This window comes from Pseudomonas izuensis, from assembly GCF_002356535.2.
Lineage (GTDB): Bacteria > Pseudomonadota > Gammaproteobacteria > Pseudomonadales > Pseudomonadaceae > Aquipseudomonas > Aquipseudomonas izuensis.
Genome location: NZ_AP017423.2, coordinates 5,507,606 through 5,531,750, shown reverse-complemented (window position 1 = coordinate 5,531,750; position 24,145 = coordinate 5,507,606). Strand labels below are relative to the sequence as shown.

The 24,145-nt window shown below is 60.7% G+C and carries 23 protein-coding genes; 15 read left to right on the top strand and 8 right to left on the bottom strand.

The window, feature by feature from the left end; all coding sequences use genetic code 11:
* Positions 1 to 54: 54 nt before the first annotated feature.
* From LAB08_RS24645 to LAB08_RS24635, 3 genes are all read left to right on the top strand, one after another.
* Complete coding sequence (locus tag LAB08_RS24645) at positions 55 to 948, top strand: LysR family transcriptional regulator ArgP (protein ID WP_096509273.1); 894 nt, start codon at positions 55 to 57, stop codon at positions 946 to 948.
* A 54-nt stretch (positions 949 to 1,002) separates the two neighbouring features.
* On the top strand, positions 1,003 to 1,995 hold the full coding sequence (locus LAB08_RS24640; RefSeq protein ID WP_096509274.1) for an NAD-dependent epimerase/dehydratase family protein: 993 nt from the start codon (positions 1,003 to 1,005) through the stop codon (positions 1,993 to 1,995).
* A gap of 103 nt (positions 1,996 to 2,098) precedes the next feature.
* Entirely contained in the window at positions 2,099 to 2,974 is an 876-nt protein-coding gene (locus LAB08_RS24635) for an ATPase (RefSeq protein ID WP_096509275.1), read from the top strand.
* A 171-nt stretch (positions 2,975 to 3,145) separates the two neighbouring features.
* Here the strand turns inward: LAB08_RS24635 and LAB08_RS24630 are convergent, their stop codons facing one another.
* A complete protein-coding gene (locus LAB08_RS24630; RefSeq protein ID WP_096509276.1) occupies positions 3,146 to 4,663 on the bottom strand; it encodes an MDR family MFS transporter in 1,518 nt (505 codons plus the stop codon).
* A 79-nt stretch (positions 4,664 to 4,742) separates the two neighbouring features.
* Positions 4,743 to 5,927 carry a 4-hydroxybenzoate 3-monooxygenase gene (gene pobA, locus LAB08_RS24625; RefSeq protein WP_172901654.1) on the bottom strand — a complete coding sequence of 395 codons (1,185 nt, stop codon included), beginning with the start codon at positions 5,925 to 5,927 and terminating at the stop codon, positions 4,743 to 4,745.
* Positions 5,928 to 6,117: 190 nt separating this feature from the next.
* On the opposite strand from pobA, the gene LAB08_RS24620 reads away from it, so the two are divergent.
* Positions 6,118 to 7,014: a helix-turn-helix domain-containing protein gene (locus LAB08_RS24620; protein ID WP_096509278.1), complete on the top strand. Its 897-nt coding sequence runs from the start codon at positions 6,118 to 6,120 to the stop codon at positions 7,012 to 7,014.
* Positions 7,015 to 7,038: 24 nt separating this feature from the next.
* On the opposite strand, the gene LAB08_RS24615 is transcribed toward LAB08_RS24620, so the two are convergent.
* Entirely contained in the window at positions 7,039 to 7,215 is a 177-nt protein-coding gene (locus LAB08_RS24615; protein WP_172901564.1) for a hypothetical protein, read from the bottom strand.
* 176 nt (positions 7,216 to 7,391) lie between these two features.
* Positions 7,392 to 8,297, bottom strand: coding sequence for a LysR family transcriptional regulator (locus tag LAB08_RS24610; protein ID WP_217910638.1), 906 nt, complete (start codon positions 8,295 to 8,297; stop codon positions 7,392 to 7,394).
* 233 nt (positions 8,298 to 8,530) lie between these two features.
* Between LAB08_RS24610 and LAB08_RS24605 the strand changes: the two genes are divergently transcribed.
* Together LAB08_RS24605 and LAB08_RS24600 are read left to right on the top strand one after the other, a co-directional pair.
* On the top strand, positions 8,531 to 9,406 hold the full coding sequence (locus LAB08_RS24605) for an MBL fold metallo-hydrolase (RefSeq protein WP_096509280.1): 876 nt from the start codon (positions 8,531 to 8,533) through the stop codon (positions 9,404 to 9,406).
* Positions 9,407 to 9,566: 160 nt separating this feature from the next.
* Positions 9,567 to 10,181 carry an NAD(P)-dependent oxidoreductase gene (locus LAB08_RS24600; RefSeq protein ID WP_096509281.1) on the top strand — a complete coding sequence of 205 codons (615 nt, stop codon included), beginning with the start codon at positions 9,567 to 9,569 and terminating at the stop codon, positions 10,179 to 10,181.
* Positions 10,182 to 10,308: 127 nt separating this feature from the next.
* Here the strand turns inward: LAB08_RS24600 and LAB08_RS24595 are convergent, their stop codons facing one another.
* Positions 10,309 to 11,190, bottom strand: a complete 882-nt coding sequence (locus tag LAB08_RS24595; protein WP_096509282.1) for a LysR substrate-binding domain-containing protein — start codon at positions 11,188 to 11,190, stop codon at positions 10,309 to 10,311.
* Between the two features lie 159 nt (positions 11,191 to 11,349).
* Between LAB08_RS24595 and LAB08_RS24590 the strand changes: the two genes are divergently transcribed.
* The 6 genes from LAB08_RS24590 to LAB08_RS24565 all read left to right on the top strand — a co-directional run bounded on the left by LAB08_RS24590 (position 11,350) and on the right by LAB08_RS24565 (position 18,812).
* The gene (locus tag LAB08_RS24590; RefSeq protein WP_096509283.1) at positions 11,350 to 12,987 is read left to right on the top strand and encodes a 5-guanidino-2-oxopentanoate decarboxylase; all 1,638 of its coding nucleotides are present in this window, start codon (positions 11,350 to 11,352) and stop codon (positions 12,985 to 12,987) included.
* A gap of 8 nt (positions 12,988 to 12,995) precedes the next feature.
* Positions 12,996 to 14,444 (top strand): aldehyde dehydrogenase family protein, encoded by a 1,449-nt coding sequence (locus LAB08_RS24585; RefSeq protein ID WP_096515208.1) that lies wholly within the window; start codon positions 12,996 to 12,998, stop codon positions 14,442 to 14,444.
* 217 nt (positions 14,445 to 14,661) lie between these two features.
* Entirely contained in the window at positions 14,662 to 15,765 is a 1,104-nt protein-coding gene (locus LAB08_RS24580; protein ID WP_096509284.1) for an extracellular solute-binding protein, read from the top strand.
* Between the two features lie 219 nt (positions 15,766 to 15,984).
* Positions 15,985 to 16,893: an ABC transporter permease gene (locus LAB08_RS24575; protein ID WP_096509285.1), complete on the top strand. Its 909-nt coding sequence runs from the start codon at positions 15,985 to 15,987 to the stop codon at positions 16,891 to 16,893.
* A complete protein-coding gene (locus tag LAB08_RS24570) occupies positions 16,890 to 17,738 on the top strand; it encodes an ABC transporter permease (protein ID WP_096509286.1) in 849 nt (282 codons plus the stop codon). The genes LAB08_RS24575 and LAB08_RS24570 overlap by 4 nt, the downstream gene beginning before the upstream one ends.
* 18 nt (positions 17,739 to 17,756) lie before the next feature.
* On the top strand, positions 17,757 to 18,812 hold the full coding sequence (locus LAB08_RS24565) for an ABC transporter ATP-binding protein (RefSeq protein WP_096509287.1): 1,056 nt from the start codon (positions 17,757 to 17,759) through the stop codon (positions 18,810 to 18,812).
* A 150-nt stretch (positions 18,813 to 18,962) separates the two neighbouring features.
* Here LAB08_RS24565 and LAB08_RS24560 read toward each other — a convergent pair whose 3' ends face one another.
* A complete protein-coding gene (locus LAB08_RS24560; RefSeq protein WP_096509288.1) occupies positions 18,963 to 19,904 on the bottom strand; it encodes an AraC family transcriptional regulator in 942 nt (313 codons plus the stop codon).
* Positions 19,905 to 20,240: 336 nt separating this feature from the next.
* On the opposite strand from LAB08_RS24560, the gene LAB08_RS24555 reads away from it, so the two are divergent.
* Together LAB08_RS24555 and LAB08_RS24550 are read left to right on the top strand one after the other, a co-directional pair.
* Complete coding sequence (locus LAB08_RS24555) at positions 20,241 to 20,594, top strand: putative quinol monooxygenase (RefSeq protein WP_096509289.1); 354 nt, start codon at positions 20,241 to 20,243, stop codon at positions 20,592 to 20,594.
* A 41-nt stretch (positions 20,595 to 20,635) separates the two neighbouring features.
* Positions 20,636 to 20,866, top strand: a complete 231-nt coding sequence (locus LAB08_RS24550) for a hypothetical protein (RefSeq protein ID WP_096509290.1) — start codon at positions 20,636 to 20,638, stop codon at positions 20,864 to 20,866.
* On the opposite strand, the gene LAB08_RS24545 is transcribed toward LAB08_RS24550, so the two are convergent.
* Entirely contained in the window at positions 20,867 to 21,496 is a 630-nt protein-coding gene (locus LAB08_RS24545) for a flavin reductase family protein (RefSeq protein ID WP_096509291.1), read from the bottom strand.
* A gap of 231 nt (positions 21,497 to 21,727) precedes the next feature.
* On the opposite strand from LAB08_RS24545, the gene LAB08_RS24540 reads away from it, so the two are divergent.
* The gene (locus tag LAB08_RS24540) at positions 21,728 to 22,483 is read left to right on the top strand and encodes a COG4705 family protein (RefSeq protein WP_096509292.1); all 756 of its coding nucleotides are present in this window, start codon (positions 21,728 to 21,730) and stop codon (positions 22,481 to 22,483) included.
* Positions 22,484 to 22,621: 138 nt separating this feature from the next.
* Here the strand turns inward: LAB08_RS24540 and LAB08_RS24535 are convergent, their stop codons facing one another.
* Positions 22,622 to 23,941 carry an MFS transporter gene (locus LAB08_RS24535; RefSeq protein ID WP_096509293.1) on the bottom strand — a complete coding sequence of 440 codons (1,320 nt, stop codon included), beginning with the start codon at positions 23,939 to 23,941 and terminating at the stop codon, positions 22,622 to 22,624.
* Positions 23,942 to 24,145 lie beyond the last annotated feature (204 nt).

Genomic DNA, 24,145 nt, shown 5'->3' with positions numbered 1-24,145 from the left:
GTACATCGCTGTATAAGAAAAACCAATAATGCTGATCGCTCATTAGGAAAACTGATGTTCGACTATAAATTGCTTTCTGCCTTGGCCGCGGTGGTCGAGCAGGCGGGTTTCGAACGGGCTGCGCAGGTCCTGGGTTTGTCGCAATCGGCAATTTCCCAGCGCATCAAATTGCTCGAAGCGCGGGTTGGCCAGCCGGTACTGGTACGAGGTACGCCACCGTCTCCAACCGAGATTGGCCGGCGTCTGCTCAACCATGTGCAGCAGGTGCGCTTGCTTGAGCGTGACTTGCAGAGCCTGGTGCCGGCGCTGGACGAAGAAGGTGTGCCGGAACGCCTGCGCATCGCGTTGAACGCCGACAGTCTGGCGACCTGGTGGGCGCAGGCCGTGGGGGATTTTTGCGCGGATCAGCATGTATTGCTGGACCTGATCGTCGAAGACCAGACCGTCGGCCTCAAACGTATGCGCGCAGGGGAAGTGGCGGCCTGCCTGTGTGCCAGCGAGCGGCCGGTGGCCGGCGCCCGCAGCGTGTTGCTGGGTGCGATGCGCTACCGGGCATTGGCCAGCCCGGCCTTTATTGCCCGACATTTCCCCCAAGGCGTACATGCCGGGCAGTTGGCCCGAACGCCGGCCCTGGTATTCGGCCCGGATGACTTCCTGCAGCATCGCTACCTGGCATCCCTGGGCGTCGATGGCGGATTCGAACACCATTTATGCCCGTCGTCAGAAGGCTTCATCCGACTCACCGAAGCTGGGCTCGGCTGGGGGCTGGTGCCGGAACTACAGGTACGCGAACAACTGGAACGCGGCACTTTGCTGGAGCTTTTGCCAGATAAACCGATCGATGTGCCGCTGTACTGGCATCATTGGCGCAATGGCGGTCAGTTGCTGGGTCTGCTCACCGATCAGTTGGTACGCGCGTCGAAGCAATGGCTGGTGCCGTTGGACTGACGGGCAGCGTCAAGACCTCACGCAATACGCAAAAAGAAATATTCGGAGCAATACATGAAAATTCTGGTCACCGGCGCAAGCGGTTTCATCGGCGGGCGCTTTGCGCGATTCGCCCTGGAGCAAGGCCTGGATGTGCGGGTCAACGGTCGCCGGGCCGAGGGGGTGGAGCATCTGGTGCGGCGTGGCGCCGAGTTTATCCAGGGCGACTTGAGCGACCCGCAATTCACCCGCGAGCTGTGTTCCGATGTCGAGGCCGTGGTGCATTGTGCCGGCGCCGTCGGCCTGTGGGGGCGCTATCAGGATTTTCACCAAGGCAACGTCCAGGTCACCGAAAACGTGGTCGAGGCCTGTTTGAAACAGCGGGTTCGGCGCCTGGTGCATTTGTCCTCGCCGTCGATCTACTTCGATGGCCGCGATCACTTGGGCCTGACCGAAGAACAGGTGCCCAAACGCTTCAAGCATCCCTACGCCGCGACCAAATACCTGGCCGAGCAAAAGGTGTTCGGCGCCCAGGAATTCGGCCTCGAAACCCTGGCACTGCGTCCGCGTTTCGTCACCGGTGCCGGCGACATGAGCATTTTCCCGCGTCTGCTCAACATGCAGCGCAAGGGCCGACTGGCAATCATCGGCAACGGCCTGAATAAAGTCGATTTCACCAGTGTCCAAAACCTCAATGAAGCGTTGCTCAGCAGTTTGCTGGCCAATGGTTCAGCCCTGGGCAAGGCTTACAACATCAGTAACGGAACGCCGATCCCGTTGTGGGATGTGGTCAATTACGTCATGCGCAACATGGAAGTCCCACAAGTTACGCGCTACCGTTCCTACGGTTTGGCCTACAGCGTCGCTGCCCTCAACGAAGGCGCGTGCAAGCTGTGGCCGGGTCGCCCGGAACCGACCCTGTCGCGACTGGGCATGCAGGTCATGAACAAAAATTTCACCCTGGACATCAGCCGCGCCCGGCATTATCTGGATTACGACCCGAAGGTGAGCCTGTGGACCGCCCTCGATGAGTTCTGCGGCTGGTGGAAGGCCCAGGCTATTCGCTGAACAGCCCACACTGAACCGACTCCGGGGTTGAGGGTCAATCGGTGCGACTGTGGGGGTTATACTCGCCGCATCAAGCCATCACCGTTTCACAAAGGTTGACTCAATGTCCATGCGTAACGATGCCAACGACGACTTCGATGATGTACCGAGCCTGCGTGCCGACAGCCTCGACGACGATGACTATGTACCCACCGCGCGTACCTCCGTGCATTCGCGCACAACACCAGTGGTCAAGGTCAAGAGCCCGAGCACCGGGCCGTTGTGGGCGCTGGTGGGCGCGTTGTTCTTTGCGTTTGCAGGCCTGGCCTGGTGGAGCTTCCAGCAGATCTCGCTGATGGAGCAGCAACTGGTGGCGACCCAGGAAAGTTTCGCGCGCATCAGTGAGGAAGCGGCGGGGCGCCTGCAGGACATTTCCGGCAAGGTCGTAGCCAGCCAGACCAACGTCACCAGCGACAGCGAAGCCTTGAAGCTGCAAATCAAGCAGCTGGAAAGCAAGTTGCAGGATCAGGGCAAACAGCAACAAGGCGTGGCCGGTCAGGCTTCGGACCTGGACAAGCGCCTGGCGCAGATGACCGCGCAAACCACCGAACTGGACAAGCATCTGGCGCAGATCACTGCCCAGAACACTGAGCAACAGACCGCCACCATTCAATTGCAGGCTCAGGTCAAAGTCTTGAACAGTGATGTGGCCACGCTGAAAAGCGCCCCGGCGGACACGGAAAAATTCGACGCCCAGCTGAAAAGCCTCGGCGCCGACATCACCGCCTTGAAGAAACAAGGCAACCCGAGCGCAGCCATCGATCGTCTGGAACAGGAAGTCGTCATCCTCAAGAGCCAGCAGGACAATCGCCCGGCGACCTCCCAAAGCTCGGCCAACATCGCGGAGTTCGACGCCTTCCGTGGCCAGGTCACCCGAAACATCAATACCCTTCAGGCGCAAATCCAGAACCTGCAACAGCAACTGCGCGCCCGTCAGTAAAACCGAGGGTATTTGTAGGAGCGAGCTTGCTCGCGATGGTCGTCAACGAAAACGCGGGGTTACAGGATAAGCGCGGCGCTCTTTAGTCCATCGCGGGCAAGCCCGCTCCCACAAGGACCGTGCAAATCCTGTGGGAGCGGGCTTGCCCGCGATGCAGGCGACGCGGTCTGGCTACCGAACTTTGTCCTCCCGCCCCCGCAGCAACCTGTTCGGCATCGCAATCGCCGCGGCCAGTCCCAGCAGGGACACCGCCGTGCTGACCATCAGCAAATGCCGGAAGGTCAAAAGCAGTTCGGCGCGCAAGGCGTTCTGCGCATCCCCCGGTACGGCGTTGAGGCCGTCCAGCAGGACATTGCCCGAATGCCCTTCGTTGATCAGCGACGAGCCGGCCAGGTGCGCGAAGCTCGAGTCCTGCAACAACGCCAGCAAGAGTGCCGACATCAATGCCACCCCCACTGCACCACCCAGCGAACGGAACAGGTTGGTGGTGCTGGTGGCGACGCCGATGTCGCGCTGTTCCACCGAGTTCTGCGTCCCCACCAGCGAAGTCGGGAACTGCATGCCGCCGGCGATGCCGCTCAGTAGCATGAACAGGCTGCTCAGTAAGGTGGCGTTGGGCGGGCTGAAGGCCATGCCGAGAATCGAAATCGGCATCAGGATCGCGCCGGTGAGAATCTGCGGTTTGTAGCGACCGGTCACCGAGGTGCGACGGCCGGCGAAATAAGCGCCAATCGGCAGCCCCATGGCCAGCGGCAGCAAATGCAGCGCAGCGCTGTCGGCCCCGGCGCCGGTGACGCTCTGAAAGCGCAACGGCATCAGTACGATCAGCGAAATGGCCTGGAAACTGGTGAAGAAAATCGTGCACCAGCACAGCAGGGCGTTGCGGTTGGCGAACAGGTGCATCGGCAGCAATGGCTCCCGCGCGCGACGTTCATGCCAGACGAACACCGCCAGCACCATCACCGCGCAAGCGAACAGACCGAGCACTTCGCGGCTGCGCCATGAATGTCCCTGGCCGACCTGAGTGATCCCCAGCAACAGCGCAGTCAGGCCGATAATCATCAGCAGTGTGCCAAGGTAGTCGATGACCGGTTTGCGTTGCGGAATCGGCAGCCCCACCAGATTGCGGTTTGCCACCAGCCAGGCGCCCAGCCCCAGGGGCAGGTTGATCAGGAACACCCAGCGCCAGGACAGGTATTCGGTCATGTAGCCGCCGAGTACCGGACCGGCCACGCTGGCCACTGCGTACATGCTGCTGAAATAGCCCTGATAGCGACCGCGCTCGCGCGGCGGCACGATATCGCCAATGATCGCCTGGCTGACCGAAATCATTCCGCCCGCGCCGATTCCCTGAAGGATCCGCGCCAGCACCAATTGCTCCATGCTCTGGGCCATGCCGCAGAACAGCGACGCCAGGGTGAACACGCCCATGCCGAACAGCATCAACTTGCGCCGCCCGTACAGATCGCCCAGTTTGCCGTAGATCGGCACCGCCACTGTCATGGCCACCATGTAGCCGGAAATCACCCAGGCCAGCAGGCTGACGTCCTTGAATTGCGCGGAAATGGCCGGCATCGACACGGCCACAATGGTCTGGTCCAGCGCGCCAAGAAAGATCGCCATCATCAAGGCGACCAGTACGCTGCGAATGGCCGGTTTGGACGTTTCGGGATGGTTGAGATTGGTCACGGGAGAACCTGCGGGCAGTGAGGGTCCCGCAAGGGGCATGGGCGAGCGGGGATGCTCGCCAGTGTAAGTCGGTAGGCAGCTATTCGATAGCCTCATAAGGAAGCCCGACGTAATTTTCTGCAATGGTTTTCCGGCCAGCCTCGGAATCGATGAAGTACTCCAGCTCCGATTCGGCAATCCGCTGGCTGAAGGCATCGTGCTCCTCGAAACGGTGCAGCATCGAGGTCATCCACCAGGAAAAACGCTCGGCTTTCCATACCCGGCGCAGGCAGACCTCCGAGTATTTCTCCAGCAAATCGACACGGCCTTCGCGATACACCTTCAGCAGGATATTGAACAAGGTACTGACGTCGCTCGCCGCCAGGTTCAAGCCCTTGGCCCCGGTGGGCGGGACAATGTGCGCGGCGTCGCCGACCAGGAACATCCGCCCGTACTGCATGGGTTCCACCACGAAGCTGCGCAGTGGCGCGATGCTTTTTTCGATGGACGGCCCGGTCACCAGGTTTTCAGCCAGTTTCTCCGGCAGGCGAGTCTTGAGCTCATCCCAGAAGCGCTGATCGGACCAGTCCTCGACGTTTTCATCGGCCGGCACTTGCAGGTAATAACGGGTGCGGGTCGCCGAACGCATGCTGCACAGGGCGAAACCGCGCGCGTGGCGGGCATAGACCAGCTCTTCGTGAACCGGCGGGGTGTCGGCCAGTATTCCCAGCCAGCCAAACGGGTAGACCCGCTCGAACACCTTCAGGCACTCGGCGGGAATCGACTGCCGCGCCACCCCATGGAAGCCGTCGCAGCCGGCGATGTAGTCGCAATCGAGGCGATACTGCTCACCGTCCTTCTCAAATGTGACGAAGGTTTCGTCGGTTTTCATGCCATGGGGAACGACATTGCCAGCCTGGTAAATCGTCTGCGCGCCGGCCTCCCGACGAGCGGCCATCAAGTCGCGTGTGACCTCGGTCTGGCCATAGATCATCACGGTTTTACCGCCCGTGAGGGCTTGCAGATCGATGTGCACCTGGCGCCCGTCGAGGGCCAGTTCGAAACCGCCGTGGACCAGGCCTTCGGCATCCATGCGCTGCCCCACACCGGCCTGGCGCAACAGCTCTACCATGCCTTGTTCAAGGACGCCGGCACGGATGCGCCCGAGTACATAATCCGGGGTCTGGCGTTCGAGAATCAGGGTGTCGATACCGGCTTTATGCAGCAACTGACCGAGCAAAAGGCCGGAGGGACCGGCACCGATAATGGCGACTTGGGTTTTCAGCATTTTCATTGTTTTTAGGACTCGCAAGCTCCACGCGACCAGGGTCGGTGAATGATTTTTATGGATCGAGTGCTTGCATTTTTCCCTTGCGGGTCTGTCAATTGAAGGTGAAAACTGAGCCGATACCTGTACATTCTGCCAATCGGTGCGATTATCGCCCGTCATCTATTCCGAGGCCTGGATTGAAGTGATGAACAAGCCTGACGTGCCTTCGATTCCGGTGTTCAAGCTCTACGGTGAAAGCCTGGATTGGCCCACCCCGGACTTGCTGCACTGTGAAACCATCTCCAAACGCAGCCGCGAACATCAATGGGAAATCAAACCCCACCGTCATGCCGATTTATGCCAGTTGCTCTTCGTATTCAAAGGTCAGGCAGAGCTTGAAATCGAAGGCAAACGTACGCAACTGGATGAACCGTCGATTCTGGTCATGCCTCCGTTGTCGATTCATGGCTATCGTTTTTCCGAAGACGTCGAAGGGTTCGTCGTGACCCTGGCCGCGCCACTCGTCGCCCATCTGCAAGCGCAATTGGGTAACTCGGTGAATGCCCTGGCCCAGGCCGAAAGTTACCCGGCCGGCAAGGACAGTGAGTACCTCAACAGCCTGTTTGCTGCCTTGCAAACCGAATACACAGGTCACCAACCGGCGCGGGAAATGCTCATGCATTCGCTGGTCAGCGTGATTATGGTGTGGGTCAGCCGTCAGGTGATCCAGCGACGTTCAGCCTCACAACGGCCACAGCGTGCCCGGGAATACCTCAACGGTTTCATTCAACTGGTGGAAGAGACCTATCGCCAGCACGTCAAGGTCGAGGATCTGGCCCATCGGCTGGGCATTTCCGTGTCCCACCTCAACGGCACCTGCCGCGAGCTGGCGGGGCAACCGGCGTTGCAGATCATGCACGAACGGCAACTGCTGGAGGCCAAGCGCTTGCTGACCTACACCAGCATGACCATTTATGAAATGTCCGACGTATTGGGGTTCTCGGATCCGACCAACTTCACGCGCCTGTTCCGACGCCGGGTGGGGATTTCGCCCAAGGCTTTTCGCGACCGCTTGAAGGCCGACCAGGACAATCAGGCCTGATCAGCTATCCCCCAACGGCATTCGTCAGCGCAGGGCGTTGAGGGTGGCGTTGTGGGGGATGCAACGCTCGAAATTGCAGCTGGCGTAATCACGGGGCAGGTTGCGCAACTGCTCCACACGCCAGGCTGCCGCGCCATACAACCCGAGCGTCACCGCGCAGGTGATGAAAATGGCGAGGTACCTTCTTGTTTTGATGTTCATGGCGCAGACCTCTGAACGAATACCCTTGGGTACTACCTTGAGCATAGGTCAGCGTCAGTGAGTTGCCAGCACTGATCACCCTTGTAGGAGCTGGCGTGCCAGCGAAGGCGGCCTCGAATCTTGCACCATTTTTCGGGGCCCCTTCGCTGGCAAGCCAGCTCGTACAGGGCCGGTGTTTACAGGCCAGCATCCCACGCCGGCTCTTCGGGAAACCTCTCCACCAGAAAATCCAGCAAGCTGCGCAACGCCGCCGGCATGTGTTTGCGCGAGGCGTAAACCGCGTACACGTTCATCCGCCGCGGTTCCGCCCGGGGCAGCAGGCGGACCAGTTCGCCATTGTGGATATGCACCCCGGCCTGATACGTGGGCAACATCGCCACCCCGGCACCGGCCATGGCTGCGCGCAGCAGTGTGCTGGCTTCGTTGGCGCTGATGTTCCCTTGCACGGGCACCGAGATCTGTTCGCCGTCCTGTTCGAAATGCCAGAGGCTCTTGCCGAAGTAGGAGTGGGTCAGGCAGTTGTGTTGGCTCAAATCCTCGACCCGCTGCGGCGCTGGATGTTCGCGCAGGTAAGCGGGGGAGGCGCAGATCACCGAGCGACAGACCGTCAGCCGGCGGGCAATCAGGTTGGGGTCCAGGTCGTTACTGGTGCGGATCGCCAGGTCGATGCGCTCATCCACCAGGTTTACCGTGCGGTCGAGCATCTGCATGTCGATGCTGACGCCGGGGTAGCGCTTGACGTACGCCGCCATGGCATCGGCCAGTTGCGCCTGACCGAACGAGGTGCTGACGCTGATGCGCAACAGGCCACGGGGTGCCTCGTCCGGCTCGCTGACGGCGGCTTGCAGGTCGTTGCACAGTTCCAGCATCTGTCGGCACCGGGGCAGGGTTTCGCTGCCGGCGGCGGTCAGGCTCAACTTGCGGGTGGTGCGGTGCATCAGGCGCGCGCCGACCCAGTCTTCCAGTTCCGCCAGGTACCGGGAAACCACCGGCCGCGACAGCTCAAGATGATCGGCGGCGGCCGATTGGCTGCCGAGGTCGACCACCGTGACGAACACCCTCATTGCTTGTAGACGATCCATGATTTGCCCGCTTTCAGAAACAAACTATGTTCAAGCATCGCATTTTTTGTACTGACCCATGCAACTAAGCTCTGCTTCCATGTACTTCTGTCCAACTGTGGGAGCGAGCCTGCTCGCGAAGGTCGTCAACGATAACGCGTGCAGACAGGGTTGAACGCGTTGCCCTTGCGACCATCGCGAGCAGGCTCGCTCCCACAAGGGGCGGTTTTTTCATTCCGATAACGGTGTAAAAAATGATCGGCTTCACCTCACTCAAACGTGTTTTCCTCGCCACCGCCCTCGGGTTTGCCGCCCATGCCAGCGCTTCGACGCTGACGCTGGACGTCTACAATCCCGGCGACAAGGCCATTTTCCCGGTGACCTCGGTGCTGGTCAGCGGTGAAAAAGACGCGATCCTGGTGGACGCGCAATTCGGCAAGTCCCAGGCCGAACAGGTGGTGGAAAAAATCCGCGCCAGCGGCAAGCAACTGACCACCATCTACATCAGTCACGGCGATCCGGATTATTACTTCGGCCTCGACACCCTGACCGCTGCATTCCCCAACGCCAAGGTGCTCGCCTCGCAACCAACCGTTGATCACATCAAGCAGACCGTCGAGGGCAAACGGGCGTTCTGGGGACCGAAGTTGGGGGCTGACGCACCGGCCAAGACCATCGTGCCGGACGTGCTCAAGGGCGACAGCCTGATCCTCGAAGGGCAGAAGTTGCAGGTGGTGGGCCTGGCGGGCAAGCAACCTGATCGCAGCTTCGTCTGGATTCCATCGATCAAGGCCGTGGTGGGGGGTGTGGTCGTCGCTGAAAACATCCACGTGTGGATGGCCGACACCCAGACCCCGCAGTCCCATGTCGATTGGTTGGCTACGCTGCATTCGATTGAAACGCTGCATCCGAAAACCATCGTGCCGGGACACTACCTCGGCGAGAGCACCCGGTCCCTGGCGGCGGTGCAGTTCACCGCGGATTACATCAAGGTCTTCGACGAAGAAACCGCCAAGGCCAAGGATTCCGCGGCGTTGATTGCTGCAATGAAAAAACGCTTCCCGGCATTGGGCGAAGAAAGCTCCCTTGAGCTGAGCGCCAAAGTCGCCAAGGGCGAGATGAAGTGGTAAGCCGCCATATCTGACACTGAAGAAGCTTTTGTGGCGAGGGAGCTTGCTCCCGTTCGAGTGCGTAGCAGTCGCAGGATTTTTGGGGCCGCTGCGCAGCCCAGCGCGAACAAGCTCGCTCGCCACAGGAAAGTTATCGAGTCATCCACAAATGGAGAACGTCATGAGCAAAATCGCAATCATCGGTGCCACCGGTCGTGCCGGTAGCCAACTGCTGGAAGAAGCCCTGCGTCGCGGTCACAGCGTCACCGCCATCGCCCGCGACACGTCGAAGATCGCTCCGCGTAGCGGTGTGGTGAGCCAGGCTGTCGATGCGCTGGATGCCGCCGCGTTGCAAGCGGCAATTGCCGGTCATGACGTGGTGATCAGCGCGGCGCATTTCTCGACGCTGCCTGCCGCCGCCGTGATCGGGCCGGTGAAGCAGGCCGGGGTCAAACGCCTGCTGGTGGTGGGCGGTGCCGGTTCGCTGTTGTTGCCGGACGGCACCCGGGTGATCGACAGCGCAGGCTTCCCGGAGGCGTACAAGGCAGAGGCCGGCGCCGGTGCCTTGTTTCTTGAAAACCTGCGTCAGGAAAAGGTGCTGGACTGGACCTTCTTGTCGCCGTCGGCGGAGTTTGTCGAAGGCGAGCGCAGCGGGAAATTCCGGATCGGCAAGGACGACTTGCTGGTAAGCAGCGAAGGGCGCAGCTGGATCACGTTTGCCGATTATGCGATTGCGATGCTGGATGAAGTCGAAGCGCCGAAGCATTCACGGCAGCGATTTACTGTCGGCTACTGAGAACACAGTTCACCTGTGGGAGCGAGCCTGCTCGCGAAGGCGGATTTACATTCAACAGAGATGTCGACTGTCAGACCGCTTTCGCGAGCAGGCTCGCTCCCACAGGGTTGCAAGCCAGCCTTCGGAATCACCGTGACTGCGCCTGCTCCACCAACCACCCCGTCAGTTCGCGCAACTTCGGCGAAGGTGCAGGTTTTTCCGGGAACACCAGGTAATACGACAGCCCGGTTTTTACCTTCAAATCAAAAGGCATGACTAACCGCCCGGCATTCAGGTCATCGCCGATCAACGACCAGTCGCCAATCGCCACGCCTGTTCCTTGGGAGGCCATCGACATGGCCAGGTCCAGCGTTTCGAAATGCTGACCCTTGCCGACATTGGTCAAGTGCACATCCGCGGCTTTCAGCCAGGTTTTCCAGTCCCGTTCATCGCGGGTGGGGTGCAACAACAAGTGTTGTTGCAGGTCGGCCGGCGTATGCAGGGCCAACGATCCTTCCAGCATTGGCCGCGAACACACGGGTGTCAGTTGTTCATCAAACAGCAGGCACGACACCAGGGCACTGTCCGGTGGCGCACCGTACATCACTGCCGCATCGAATTGTTCGCGATGAAAATCCACGCCGTGCTTGACCGTGGTCGTCAGTTCCACCGGCACGTCCGGTCGTTCCTTTTGCCACTGCAACAGCCGGGGTAACAGCCAGCGCATGACACAGCTCGGTGCCTTGAGCTGCAAGGTTTCGCGCTTCTCGCCGATCTGTTCCACCGCTTCGTCGATCAGGCCGAAAATCTGCTGGACCCGCGGCAGCCACTCCCGCCCTTCGGCGGTCAGGTCCAGCCCTCGGGCCTGGCGGATGAACAGTTCATAACCCAGATGATCTTCCAGCCCGGCGATCTGTCGGCTCACTGCGCCTTGGGTGATGTGCAGTTGCTCGGCGGCCCGGGTGAAATTGCAGCACTGCGCGGTAATCAGAAAAGTGTGCAGCGCCGGCAGGGGAGGCAGTCGTTTCATTGGGATCCAAGGTATGACGTGAAGACATGGCTAGTATGACTTTTTATCCATTGTTGCGGCTACGTGTCGCCCGTTCCAATGAGGCCATCCCTGGACCTGCGAATCCATCATAAACATTGCACAGGTCCGGCGTCTCAATCGAACAAGAAGGGCAATGACATGGCGACGTGCGGCGAAGTATTGGTCAAGTTACTCGAAGGTTACGGGGTCGAGCAGGTGTTCGGCATTCCGGGGGTTCATACCGTGGAGCTGTATCGCGGGCTGGCCCGTTCGAGCATCAACCACGTCACGCCGCGTCACGAACAGGGCGCCGGCTTCATGGCCGACGGCTATGCCCGCACCAGCGGCAAACCGGGCGTGTGCTTCATCATCACCGGCCCTGGCATGACCAACATCACCACCGCGATGGGTCAGGCCTACGCCGATTCGATCCCGATGCTGGTGATCTCCAGCGTGCAATCGCGCAGCCAGTTGGGCGGCGGTCGCGGCAAGCTGCATGAGCTGCCGAACCAGGGCGCACTGTGTGCCGGTGTCGCGGCGTTCTCCCACACCCTGATGTCGGCGTCGGAATTGCCGGGCGTTCTGGCCCGCGCCTTTGCGCTGTTCCAGGCGGGTCGTCCGCGTCCGGTGCACATCGAGATTCCGTTGGACGTGCTGGTTGAAAACGCCGATGACCTGCTCGCCAGCGTTCCGGTAAACATCGACCGTGCCGGTGCTGCTCCGGCGGCCGTGAGCCGCATGACCGAGTTGCTGGCCGGCGCCAAGCGTCCGCTGATTCTCGCCGGTGGCGGTGCCATCGATGCTGCTGCCGAGTTGACCGAACTGGCTGAACTGCTGGACGCCCCTGTCGCCCTGACCATCAATGCCAAAGGCATGCTCGAGTCCGGCCACCCGTTGTTGATCGGTTCGACCCAGAGCCTGGTCGCGACCCGTGCACTGGTCGCCGAGGCTGACGTGGTGCTGGCCATCGGTACCGAGCTGGCCGAGACCGACTACGACGTTACCTTCGCCGGTGGCTTCGAGATTCCTGGCCAACTGCTGCGCGTTGACATCGACCCGGACCAGACCGTGCGCAACTACCCGCCGCACGTGGCGTTGGTGGCCGACTCACGCAACGCCGCCCAGGCTTTGCTCAGTGCGATATCCCACAAGTCGCTGGCCGAGCGCAGCAACGATTGGGGCCAGGTGCGTGCCGCCCGCCTGCGCGAAGAGTTGGCCGCCACCTGGGATGCGCCGACCCTGGCCCAGACCCGCTTCCTGGAAACCGTGCTGCACGAATTGCCGGACGCCGTATTCGTCGGCGATTCGACCCAACCGGTGTACACCGGCAACCTGACGTTCAACCCTGAGCGCCCGCGCCGCTGGTTCAACTCGTCCACTGGCTACGGCACCCTCGGTTACGCCTTGCCGGCCGCAATTGGCGCCTGGCTCGGTGGCAGCGTGGAAAGCGGTACGCGTCCTCCGGTGGTGTGCCTGATCGGTGACGGCGGCCTGCAATTCACCTTGCCGGAACTGGCCAGCGCCGTGGAAGCGCGCACCCCGGTGATCGTGCTGCTGTGGAACAACCAGGGCTACGAAGAAATCAAGAAATACATGGTCAATCGCGCTATCGAGCCGGTTGGCGTGGACATCTACACCCCGGACTTCATCGGTGTCGCCAAGGCCCTGGGCTGCGCCGCCGAAGCGGTCAGTGACGTCGAGCATCTGCGCCGGGCCTTGCGCGTGGCCGCCGATCGCCAGGGCCCGACCCTGATTGAAATCGATCAGACGGCGTGGACCAAGGCGGTGTCGAAATGAGCTTCTCTTTGACGTTGCCAACCACGCTCGACGGCCTGTTCATCGACGGTCAATGGTCCGCCGGCACCGAACACCTGCGCGTGATCAACCCGGCTACCGAAGCGCTGCTGACCACGGTCGTGGGCGGTGATGAGCAAGCAGTCGATCAGGCTGTCAGCGCGGCGACCCGAGCGTTCGCCGACTGGTCGAAAACCACCGGCGCCGAGCGCGGTGCCATCCTGCGCAAAATCGCTGCGGGCGTGCAGGCCGGTCGTGACCACCTGATGCATTTGCAGTCGAGCAACAACGGCAAGCCACAGTTCGAAGCGGCCATCGACGTCGATGACGTGATCGCCACCTTTGAGTACTACGCGGGACTGGCCGAAGGCCTGGACGCGAAACAGGACAGCGCCGTCGAACTGCCGAGCGATGACTTCAGCGCCCGCCTGCGCCGCGAACCCTGCGGTGTGGTCGGCCTGATCGTGCCGTGGAACTTCCCGATGGTCACCACCGCGTGGAAGCTCGCCCCGGCCCTGGCCGCGGGTTGCTGCGTGGTGCTCAAACCTTCGGAAGTGACGCCGCTGCCGGAACTGGAACTGGCGGCAATCATCGCGAACGCCGGCTTGCCTGCCGGTGTGTTGAACGTGGTCTGCGGTACGGGCCTGGCCGTTGGCGCGCCGCTGTCGGCGGACCCGCGCATTGCCAAGATTTCCTTCACCGGCAGCAACGCGGTGGGGGTGCAGGTCATGCAACGGGCGGCGGAAACCGTCAAAGGCGTGAGCCTGGAGCTGGGCGGCAAATCTTCGCTGCTGGTGTTGGCCGATGCCGATATCGAACTGGCGGTGGACGTGGCCTGCGGTGGCGGTTTCTTCAACGCCGGGCAAATGTGTTCCGCCACCAGCCGCGTGCTGGTCGCCGATGAGTTGTTCGACGATTTCCTGAGCCGCTTGAAGGCCCGCGCCGAAGCCATTCGCGTGGCCGACCCGTTCGACCCGAACGTGGAAATGGGCGCACTGGTCAATCAGGCGCAATACCAGCGCGTGCTCGGTCACATCGATCGCGGTCTCAGTGCCGGTGCCACGTTGATTTGCGGTGGCAATCGTCCCGCCGACTTGCCACGCGGATATTTTTTGCAGCCGACGGTGTTCACCGACGTGCCCCTGGACAGTGCGCTGTGGTGTGAAGAGATCTTCGGCCCGGTGATCTGCGTGCGTCGCTTCAGTTCCGAATCCGAGGCGATTGCCCTGGCCAACGACAGCCAGTTCGGCCTGGTGGCCAGCGTGGTCAGTACCAGTGCCGAAACGGCGGATCGCGTCGCCAACGCTTTGCAGGCGGGGCTTGTGTGGATCAACGCGCCGCAGGTGATCTTCCCGCAGACCGCCTGGGGTGGCTACAAACAGAGCAGCATCGGCCGCGAATTGGGGCCATGGGGCTTGCAGGCTTTCCAGGAAATCAAGCACGTGATCCGGGCTGTCTGAAGGCACGAAAAAGGTGAGCGCATGCCTCGTGTTGAGGCATGCGCTCAGGTCATGGCTTCAATGAGTTTTTATCGATAGTCAGGTGTTTTACACAACCTCAGGATGAACCCGTCGGCTCAGTTAACACCCCGTAAATAAGGGGTTCCAAGCAGATCCGGCCGCGCGGATGCAACAGTTTCGACCAGCCTCATACCTACAAAAACAAAGGGAGTCCGTAATGGGCGAGCACGATCTGAATAGACGTCAATTCATCAAGACCGTGGGCGTAGCCTCGGTTGCCGCGGCGGCCATGAGCATGCCGTTCATCAAGGCCAACGCCAGCGATACACGTTTTGCCGGCAAGACCCTGAAACTGCTGACCTGGTCCGATGACACCGGCCTGGCGGCGTTGCGCAACATCGCTGCGACCTTCGAAGACAAGTACGGTTGCAAGGTCGTCGCCGACCGCACCGGCAGTACCTCGGAAATGGTCGCCAAACTGAAGGCCGGCGGTGATCGTCCGCAGTACGACATCATCACCCTGGCAGGCGTCGGCGCCGAAGGTCTGGCCGCCGCCAACCTGCTGGAAAAACCCGACCTCAACCGCATTCCCAACCTGGTCGACGTACCGGAGAAATACCGCACCGGCGCCAATGGCCACGGTATCGGTTACCTGCTGTGGTGCAACAGCCTGGTCTACAGCACCCGCACCCAGAAACAAGCACCGGACAGCTACGCGGCCCTGTGGGACCCGGAACTGGCCCCGAACATCTTCCTGCCGCCGCCGAACTGGACCGAGGCCATGGACCTGATCATCATCGCCGCCAAGCTGGCCGGTGGTGACGAGCACAACATCGAGCCGGGCTTCAAGAAACTCGCCGAGTTGAAAGATCGCGTGGTGACCCTGGGTGAAAACCCGAACCAGATCGCCGAACTGTTCCGCACCGGTTCCCTGGACATGGGCGGCCTGTACGCACCCGCATTCTTCCCGAAACAGATCCGTGATCCGAACTACGGCCTGGGCGCCACCTTCGGCATGAAGGAAGGTTTCTACACCGACCTGATGCTCTCGGTAATGCCGAAGAACCGTCCTGGCGACACCGACATGGCCTACGCCTTCATCAACCACTCTCTGGATCCGCTGGTGCAGGGCAAAATGGCCGAGGACATCTACAACGGTCCGGTCAACGCCAAGGCGATCATCTCCGCCGAAGCGCGCAAGAGCCCGTACATCCTCACGCCGGAACAGATTGCCGAGAAAGCGATCATGCACGACAACGCCTTCCTGGCCACCGTGCATGACCAATGGATTCGTCGTTACACGGAAATCTTTTCTTCCTGATCGAGTGACGTACACAGGCTTTTAGAACACTGCAACACTCTGTGGGGCGGCGGTGCGACGATTCGACTTGCCCGCGATGACGGTCTTCGTGTCGGCAAAGATAAATGACAGATCGCTTTCGCGGGCAAGTCGAATCGTCGCACCGCCACTCCCACAGGGTTTGTGGTGGTTTTCAAGGTTGTGTTTGTCAGCTGCTTTCCATTGACGAGACCCTTTGCTATGGAACACCAACCTCTGACCCATCCGGTGAGTGTCGCCCCCGTGCGCGCTAATCGGGGTGTTTCGCCCACGGCGCGCGCCTGGTTTTTCCTTTCGCCGTCGATGCTGTTTCTCGGCGTGCTGATTGCCGCCAGCCTGTTGGTACTGCGCATGAGCGTGGGCACCAAAGGCGCGGAATGGTCCGGGTTCAGCCTGGCCAGTTATGCCCAATTGCTGGAACCCTATTACCTCAAATCGCTGATCCTGACACTGCGCCTGGCGCTGATCAGTGCGGTGATCGCGGTGCTGCTGGCAATCCCGGTGGCCTACACCATGTCGCGCCTGACTTCGCCGTTCGTACGCCGGATCTTCCTGGCCGCGGTGCTGCTGCCGTTGCTGGTCAACCTGCTGCTGCAAAGCTACGGCTGGCTGGTGATCCTCGGCCCGGGCGGGATGCTCAACCAGACGTTGATGGGCCTGGGCCTGATCAAGCGTCCGATCATGCTCCTCTACAACCAGAACGGCGTGTTGATGGGCCTGGTGCAAACCGCTTTCCCACTGGCGGTGCTGCCGATTGCCAGCGCCATGCGCGGTGTCGCCCGCAGTTACGAAGAAGCCGCCGCGACCCTGGGCGCCAGTCGCCTGCAGGTGTTTCGCCAGGTGGTGTTGCCGATGAGCCTGCCGGGGATCATCACCGGTGCGACCCTGGTATTCGCCTACAACGCCAGCAGCTTCGTCGTGCCGCTGCTGCTCGGTGGCCGTCGCGTACCGATGCTGGCGGTGATGGTGCATGACCAGATCGCCCCGCTGATGAACTGGCCCGCCGCATCTGCTGCCGGTGTGGTGCTGATCGTGACCACGCTCGCCATCATGACCTTGTCCGAATACATCACAGGCCGTCGTCGGCGCATGCTGGAGGCTTCGCAATGAGTTCCCTGACCAAGAAGCGCCAGTCGCTGCTGCCGGGTGAAACCGGCAAGTTCGCCGGCATCCTCTCCGGCTTCATCCTGTTGCTGGCGGTGTTGCCGATCCTGACCATGATCGTCATGTCCTTCAGCGGCTCGTCGAACCTCGACTTCCCGCCAAGCAGCTACAGCCTGCAATGGTACAAGGCGGCCTGGCACACCTTCGTGTCGCCGGATGCCAGCGATGTGCTGAGCCTGGGCAAGGCCATGACCACCAGCCTGATGGTGTCGTGCCTGACCATGATCTTCGCCACACTGATCGCGGTGCCGGCGGCCTATGCGCTGACCCGTTGTGAGTTCCGTGGCAAGGCCGTGGCGCTGCAATTGATGTCGCTGCCCCTGGTGTTCCCGATGGTGGTGCTGGGCCTGGCATTGCTGCTGGTGTTCGACAGCCTGCCGTTCCAGATGACCACTTCGCGGCTGGTGATTGCCCACGTGATCCTCGCGTTGCCGTTCGTGGTGAAAAACTGCACGGCGGCGATGCTCTCCATCGGCAGCGAAGTCGAAGAGGCCGCGCAGATGCTTGGTGCTTCACCGCTGCGGGCGATTGTCGATGTGGTGGTGCCGTTGATGAAGTCGGGGATCCTGGCGGGAATGCTGCTGGCGTTCATCGTCTCGTTCAACGAATTCACCGTGACCTATTTCCTCTACACCATCGACGTGATGACCGTGCCGATCTGGATGTACAGCCGCACCGTGTCCTCGCTTGACCCCACCGTATTCTCGTTTGCCGTGCTCATCGTGCTGATCGACTTCGTGCTCATTTGGGCGCTGGAGAAGTTGGTGGGTGAAGGCGGCGTTTCGTTCTGATTTCTTGAGGTGATTCACATGTCTGGTCTGATTCTGGAAAACGTCGAGAAACATTACGGCTCGGCCTGCGCGGTAACGGATGTAAACCTGCATTTGCCCGAGGGCAAACTGGTGTGTTTCCTCGGCCCTTCGGGCTGTGGCAAAACCACGTTGCTGCGCATGATTGCCGGTCTTGAAACCCTGACCGGCGGCGAGATCCGCCTGGATGGCGAGGACATCGGCAACACCCCGGCGCACCTGCGCAACTTTGGCATGGTGTTCCAGTCTTTGGCGCTGTTCCCGCACATGACCGTGGGCGAGAACATTGCCTATCCGCTGAAACTGCGCGGGGTCAGCAAGGCTGATCAGCGGGCGCGAGTGGTGGAGTTGCTGGAGCTGATCCAGCTGCAAGCGATGATCGATCGCCCGGTGGCAAAACTCTCCGGCGGCCAGCGCCAGCGTGTGGCGATTGCCCGTGCGATCGCCAACAACCCGAAAATCCTCCTGCTCGACGAACCGCTGTCGGCGCTGGACGCCAAGCTGCGCGAGTCGATGCAGGTGGAAATCCGCCAGCTGCAACAGCGCCTGAACATCACCACCATCATGGTGACTCACGATCAGCGCGAGGCCATGACCATGGCCGATATCGTCGTCGTATTGGGTGAACATCGGGTACAGCAGGTGGGCACGCCGATCGAGATCTATCGGCATCCGGCCAACGAATTCGTCGCCGACTTCATCGGCTCCGGCAACATCTTCCCGGCCACCGCGCTGGGCAACGGCAAGGTCAGCCTGCCGGGTGGCGATGCGCTGCAAGTGCCGATCTGCACGAGTATTGCGGCAGGGGAGAAGGTGAAGATGCTGATTCGCCCTGAAGACCTGCAACTGTCGCCCGCGCAGGCAACGGCGGGCAACCGCTTGCTGGGCAAGGTGACGTTCGTGCGTGATATCGGCGCGACCATCGAGACCACGGTTGAGTGTTCCGGGGTTTCGTTTACCGCACTGAGCACGCCGTGCCAGGGGATTGGCTTGAGCATCGGGCATCCGGTGTCGGTGACCTTGCCGGCGGAGGCGTGCCGCGTGCTGGGCGCCTGATCGGATTTGATGGTGGTTTTGCCGGCCTCTTCGCTGGCAAGCCAGCTCCTACAGGGTTCGTCGGTGTTCACACAATTTTGTGATCACCCACAGCCCCTGTGGGAGCTGGCTTGCCAGCGATGAGGCCGGTACAAACAACACAAAACTTTGCTAGACCGACAGTCGCAACCGCGCCAAATCCCGCAACGGCGGCGCCCCGAACAACCGGCTGTATTCCCGGCTGAACTGCGAGGGGCTTTCATAGCCGACCCGGTAACCCGCCGCCGAAGCCTCCAGCCCTTCCGCCAGCATCAAGCGCCGAGCCTCCTGCAGGCGCAGCTGCTTCTGATATTGCAATGGACTCATCGCCGTCATCGCCTTGAAACGGTGATGCAGCGTCGAGACGCTCAGGTTCACTTCCTTCGCCAGATCATCGATGCGCAGCGGTTGCTCAAAGTTGCCATTGAGCCATTTGATCGCCTGGCTGATGCGATGGCTCTGACTGTTGGCGATGGCGATTTCGTACAGCCGATGGCCCTGCGGGCTGCGCAGCAACCGATAGAGAATTTCCCGTCGAATCAGCGGCGCGAGCATGGCGATGTCTTTCGGTGTGTCGAGCAACCGCGCCAGACGCAGCACCGCGTCGAGCATCGCGGTGTCGATGCGTTCCACATACAGGCCGCGCCCGGCGGGTCGGGTCGGCACGCCGATGGGGCCGGCATCGGCGATCAGCGCGGTGATTTCCGTCGGATCGATATCCAGCCGCACCGCCAGGATCGGTTCCTCGGACGTGACATTCACCACCCGACCGCTAAGAGGCATCGAGACCGATACCACCAGGTAATTCAGCGGGTCGTAATTGAAATACTCGTCAACCAGCCGAACTTCCTTGCGTCCCTGAGCCATGATGCACAGCGCGGGTTGCGCCAGCACCGGGGCGAAATCGTGGTTTTGGCTGTGGCGCGACATGAACAGCGAATCGACGGCGGTGGCATAACTGCCATCTTCGCCAGTATTGCGACGAATGATTGCCGCCAGTTCAGCGCGCTGCTTTTCCATCTCGGCATCCAGCGGGTCTGGTTGCTGTTGAGAAAAGTGATCGAATGACGACATGCAAGGCATCCTCGCAAGGGCAGAAGTGATGGGGCAGAGCATATGTTTGTGCAAGCGGCAGCGGTAGACACATCCTGTCGAATGCTTGCCTGATTCTGCACGGGGTTGTTTTTTCACCCTGACAAGGCAGAGAGCAGACGGGAAAACTTGCTTGAAACTCGTATGACAGTACCGTGACAGCGTTTTACACCTTGTTACAGCCGCACACTGCAGTCTCGCAGGATTGTGCAACGCACCGGCAGGAATCGACTAACGACACAGGCGTATCGGCCCTTAACCTTTGATCCTGTCGCAGCCCGTCCCAGGCTGCCACGCGACTCCCCGGGAGGGTTGAACATGTCAAAGCAAATCCCCGTCAGTCATATGGCCTTTGTCCGAGCGCGTGCCGGGCGTTCGCAAGAGCTGGGTGTGCGCCTGAGCGCGCTGATCGAACCGTCCCGCGCGGCGCCAGGTTGCCTGAACTTTGCCTTGCAGCAGTCGCAGTGCGATCCAGAGCTGTGGCTGGTGTCCGGCTTCTGGGTCAATCAAACAGCCATGACCGCCTACTTCAGTACCCCGGCCATGGAGATTTTTGCCGAGCTGGTGCAGGAACTGGTGGTCAACAGCCTGGATTTCCACACATTCAAGGAGGTGTCGGCGGCGCAGGCCCTCGGCCAGTCCGGGGTAGCGGTACACAAACTGGCCGGTTGAGGGTTTAATGGCAGCATTCTCAACCAGCCAGGATGCTCAACATGGCACGCAAAGCCTTTGAAACCTTCGAAGCCGTATCGGCCGTAGTACCCGGCGAGGGTGGTTACCATGCCGCCATTGCCGTCAAAGCGTTGGGTGGCTCCGGCGCCCCGCGTTTTCACAAGGTGCTGGAAGGCCAGATTTTCAAGACCGCCCATGATGCCGATCTGGCGGCCGCCAAAGAGCTGACCCGTCTCAAGAACGTCAAGGAAGATGCCGACCTGCTCTGGTGATCATTTGACCGCCCCCGGGCGATACATCTTGAACAACGCCTCAGGCCCCAGCTGGAAATAGTCCGCCGGCCCGCCGCCGCGCAGAATCGGTTCTGCCGCGGCGGTGTCGTACACCCCGTCCTTCAACAGCCACTTGGCGATATGCACGGCGACCACTTCGCCGAGAATCAGCCAGCTCGGCACCACATTCCCGTCCGCGCGCTGCAGCTGGATGATCTGTGTGACCTTGCACTCGAAGGACACCGGGCTTTCGGCAACCCGTGGCACCGCAATGATTTTCGAGGCAGCCGGGGTCAGTCCGGACAGCTCGAATTCGTCCACCTCTGACCCGACCATGGCGCTGCTCTGGTTCATCTGCCCGGCCAATGGCCGTGTGGCCAGGTTCCAGGCGAACTCACCGGTCTGTTCGATGTTGTTCAGGCTGTCTTTACGCCCGACGCTGGAAAAACCGATGATCGGCGGAATGTAGTTGAAGGCGTTGAAGAAACTGTAGGGCGCCAGATTCAAGCGGCCGTTGGCATCCTGTGAAGAAATCCAGCCAATGGGACGCGGGCCGACGATCGCGTTGAACGGATCGTGGGGCAGGCCGTGGCCATTGGCGGGTTCGTAGTAGTGGATGTCGTCGGGCATGGCCAGTCTTCCTGAAGGCTTGAATCGGAGGGGAGCCATAGTGCAAGGACGCGCCGCTGATTTCCACCCGTGGGCATAACCGCCTCACTCGTGATTAATCCGCTCTTTTGCCTGTGTGACAGAATTTTCATAAAGCGCTTACCCATTTTTCACTGCCTCTGCTCCAGTCTGCGCCCCCGCGGCATAAGCCGAAGAAAATGCTTGTCATGACCACTGGAGCTCTATTGCCCGATGAATAAACTTCCTCAAATCACCCTGGCGTTCTGGGTGATGAAAATCTGTGCGACCACCTTGGGTGAGACCGCCGGGGACCTGCTGTCGATGACCCTCAATGTCGGTTACGCCGTCAGTTCGCTGCTGTTGATCAGCGTGTTCGTGCTGACATTGATCACGCAACTGATGTCGAAAACCTACAAGCCGGTGCTGTACTGGCTGGTGATTCTGTCGACCAGCACGGCGGGCACCACCATGTCCGACTTCATGGATCGCACCCTTGAACTGGGCTATGCCACCGGCTCGATGATCCTGATTGCGATCTTGCTGGGGATTTTCGCGGCCTGGCGCCTCAGTGGGGATTCGCTGAACGTGACCAAGGTCCAGACCTTCCGCGGCGAGATGTTCTATTGGACGGCCATTCTGTTTTCCAACACGCTGGGTACTGCCCTTGGGGACTACCTGGCCGATGATTCGGGGCTTGGTTTTGCCGGTGGCGCATTGCTGATCGGCTCGACCATTGCGCTGGTGGTGCTGCTCAAATACTTCACGAAGATTTCGTCGGTGCTGTTGTTCTGGGTGGCGTTTGTGCTGACACGACCGTTCGGTGCAACCTTGGGCGATTTCCTGACCAAACCCCATGCAAAAGGCGGACTGGATTTCGGCACTATCGGTTCGTCGCTGGTGTTGGCGGGGGTTCTGGTGGTGATGATTGCGGGGGCTTCGTTCGCGCAGAACAAGTACGGGAAACAGGCGACTGCCGAGTTGACTTGATACCGAGGTGAACCCATCGCGGGCAAGCCCGCTCCCACAGGTTTCTGTGGCGTGCACAACATTTGTGACCAACGCCGAATACTGTGGGAGCGGGCTTGTCCGCGATGAGGCCAGTACAGCCACCCTCAAATGTGACTATTAGTCCGTCACAATCCGCGAATGCTTACGGGTGTCTTTCATGGTGATGTACACCAGCAACGACACGGCAATACACGCGGTGACATACCAGTAGTAGCCGGTTTCCATGCCGATGCTCTTGAACCACAGGGCGATGTATTCAGCGGTGCCGCCGAAGATCGATACGGTCAGTGCGTAGGGCAGGCCGACGCCCAGGGCGCGGATTTCGGTCGGGAACAGTTCGGCTTTGACCACCGCGTTGATGGAGGTGTAGCCGCTGACGATGATCAGCGCCGCCATGATCAGGAAGAACGCGCCCCACCAGGTCTGGATGGTGTGCAGGGTCATCAGGATCGGCACGGTGAAAATCGTGCCCAGCACGCCGAAGGCGATCAGGATCGGGCGTCGGCCGATCTTGTCCGACAGGCCGCCGATAATCGGTTGCAGGCACATGAACAGGAACAGCGTGGCCGCAGAGATGGTGGTGGAGTCGGAAATGCTCATGCCGACGGTGTTCACCAGGTATTTCTGCATGTAGGTGGTGTAGGTGTAGAACGCCAGGGTACCGCCCATGGTCAGGCCGACCACGGTCATCAGTTCCTTCGGATGACGCAGCAACGTGCGCATCGCGCTTTCCTTGGCCTTTTCCTTCTTGGTGAACGACTCGGTTTCTTCCATGCCGCGACGCAGGTAGAGCGCGACCACGGCACACAGCGCGCCGATGGCGAACGGGATACGCCAGCCCCACGCATACAGCTGTTCGGTGGTCAGGGTTTGTTGCAGAAGGATCAGTACCCCCAGCGCGATGAGTTGGCCGGAGATCAGCGTCACGTACTGGAAGCTGGAGAAGAAGCCGCGACGTTCCTTGGTCGCCATCTCCGACAGGTAGGTGGCGGAGGTGCCGTACTCGCCGCCGACCGACAGGCCTTGCAGCAGTCGGGCGAACACCAGGAGGATCGGCGCGCCGATGCCGATGGTTTCATAGCCAGGGCTCAGCGCGATCAGCAGCGAGCCAAAGCACATCAGGTATACCGAGGCCATCAGCGCCTTTTTGCGTCCGACTTTGTCGGCATACAGGCCCATCAGCCAGCCACCGATCGGGCGCATCAAAAAGCCCACGGCGAAGATCGCAGCGGTGTTCATCAGTTGCGCAGTGGAGGAACCGGCGGGGAAAAAGGTCTTGGCAAAGTACAGGGAGAAGGCGGCATAGACGTACCAGTCATACCACTCGACCATGTTGCCGACAGAGCCGCTGAAAATCGATTTGATGCGGCTGGCAGTGGTTCTTGGTTTGGCCGTCACGGCAGCCGACCCAAGGGGCAGGGCGTTGGAGTTATCCATTGAAGGATCCTTCGTTTAATTGTTTTTGTGGAGCGCGGTTAAACGCAGCCTGCGGGGGCTATAGCAGGAGCTGTGCCAAGAGGGAGAGGGCCGGTTTAGAGGGGGTAGGACGTTCTGGTGAGCGGAAATCCGCTTATTCAGGATTGGATGTGAGCGGAAAGTCGCTCATTCGGCTCGGGAGTTTTTGTTGGATGTGCGGGCCCC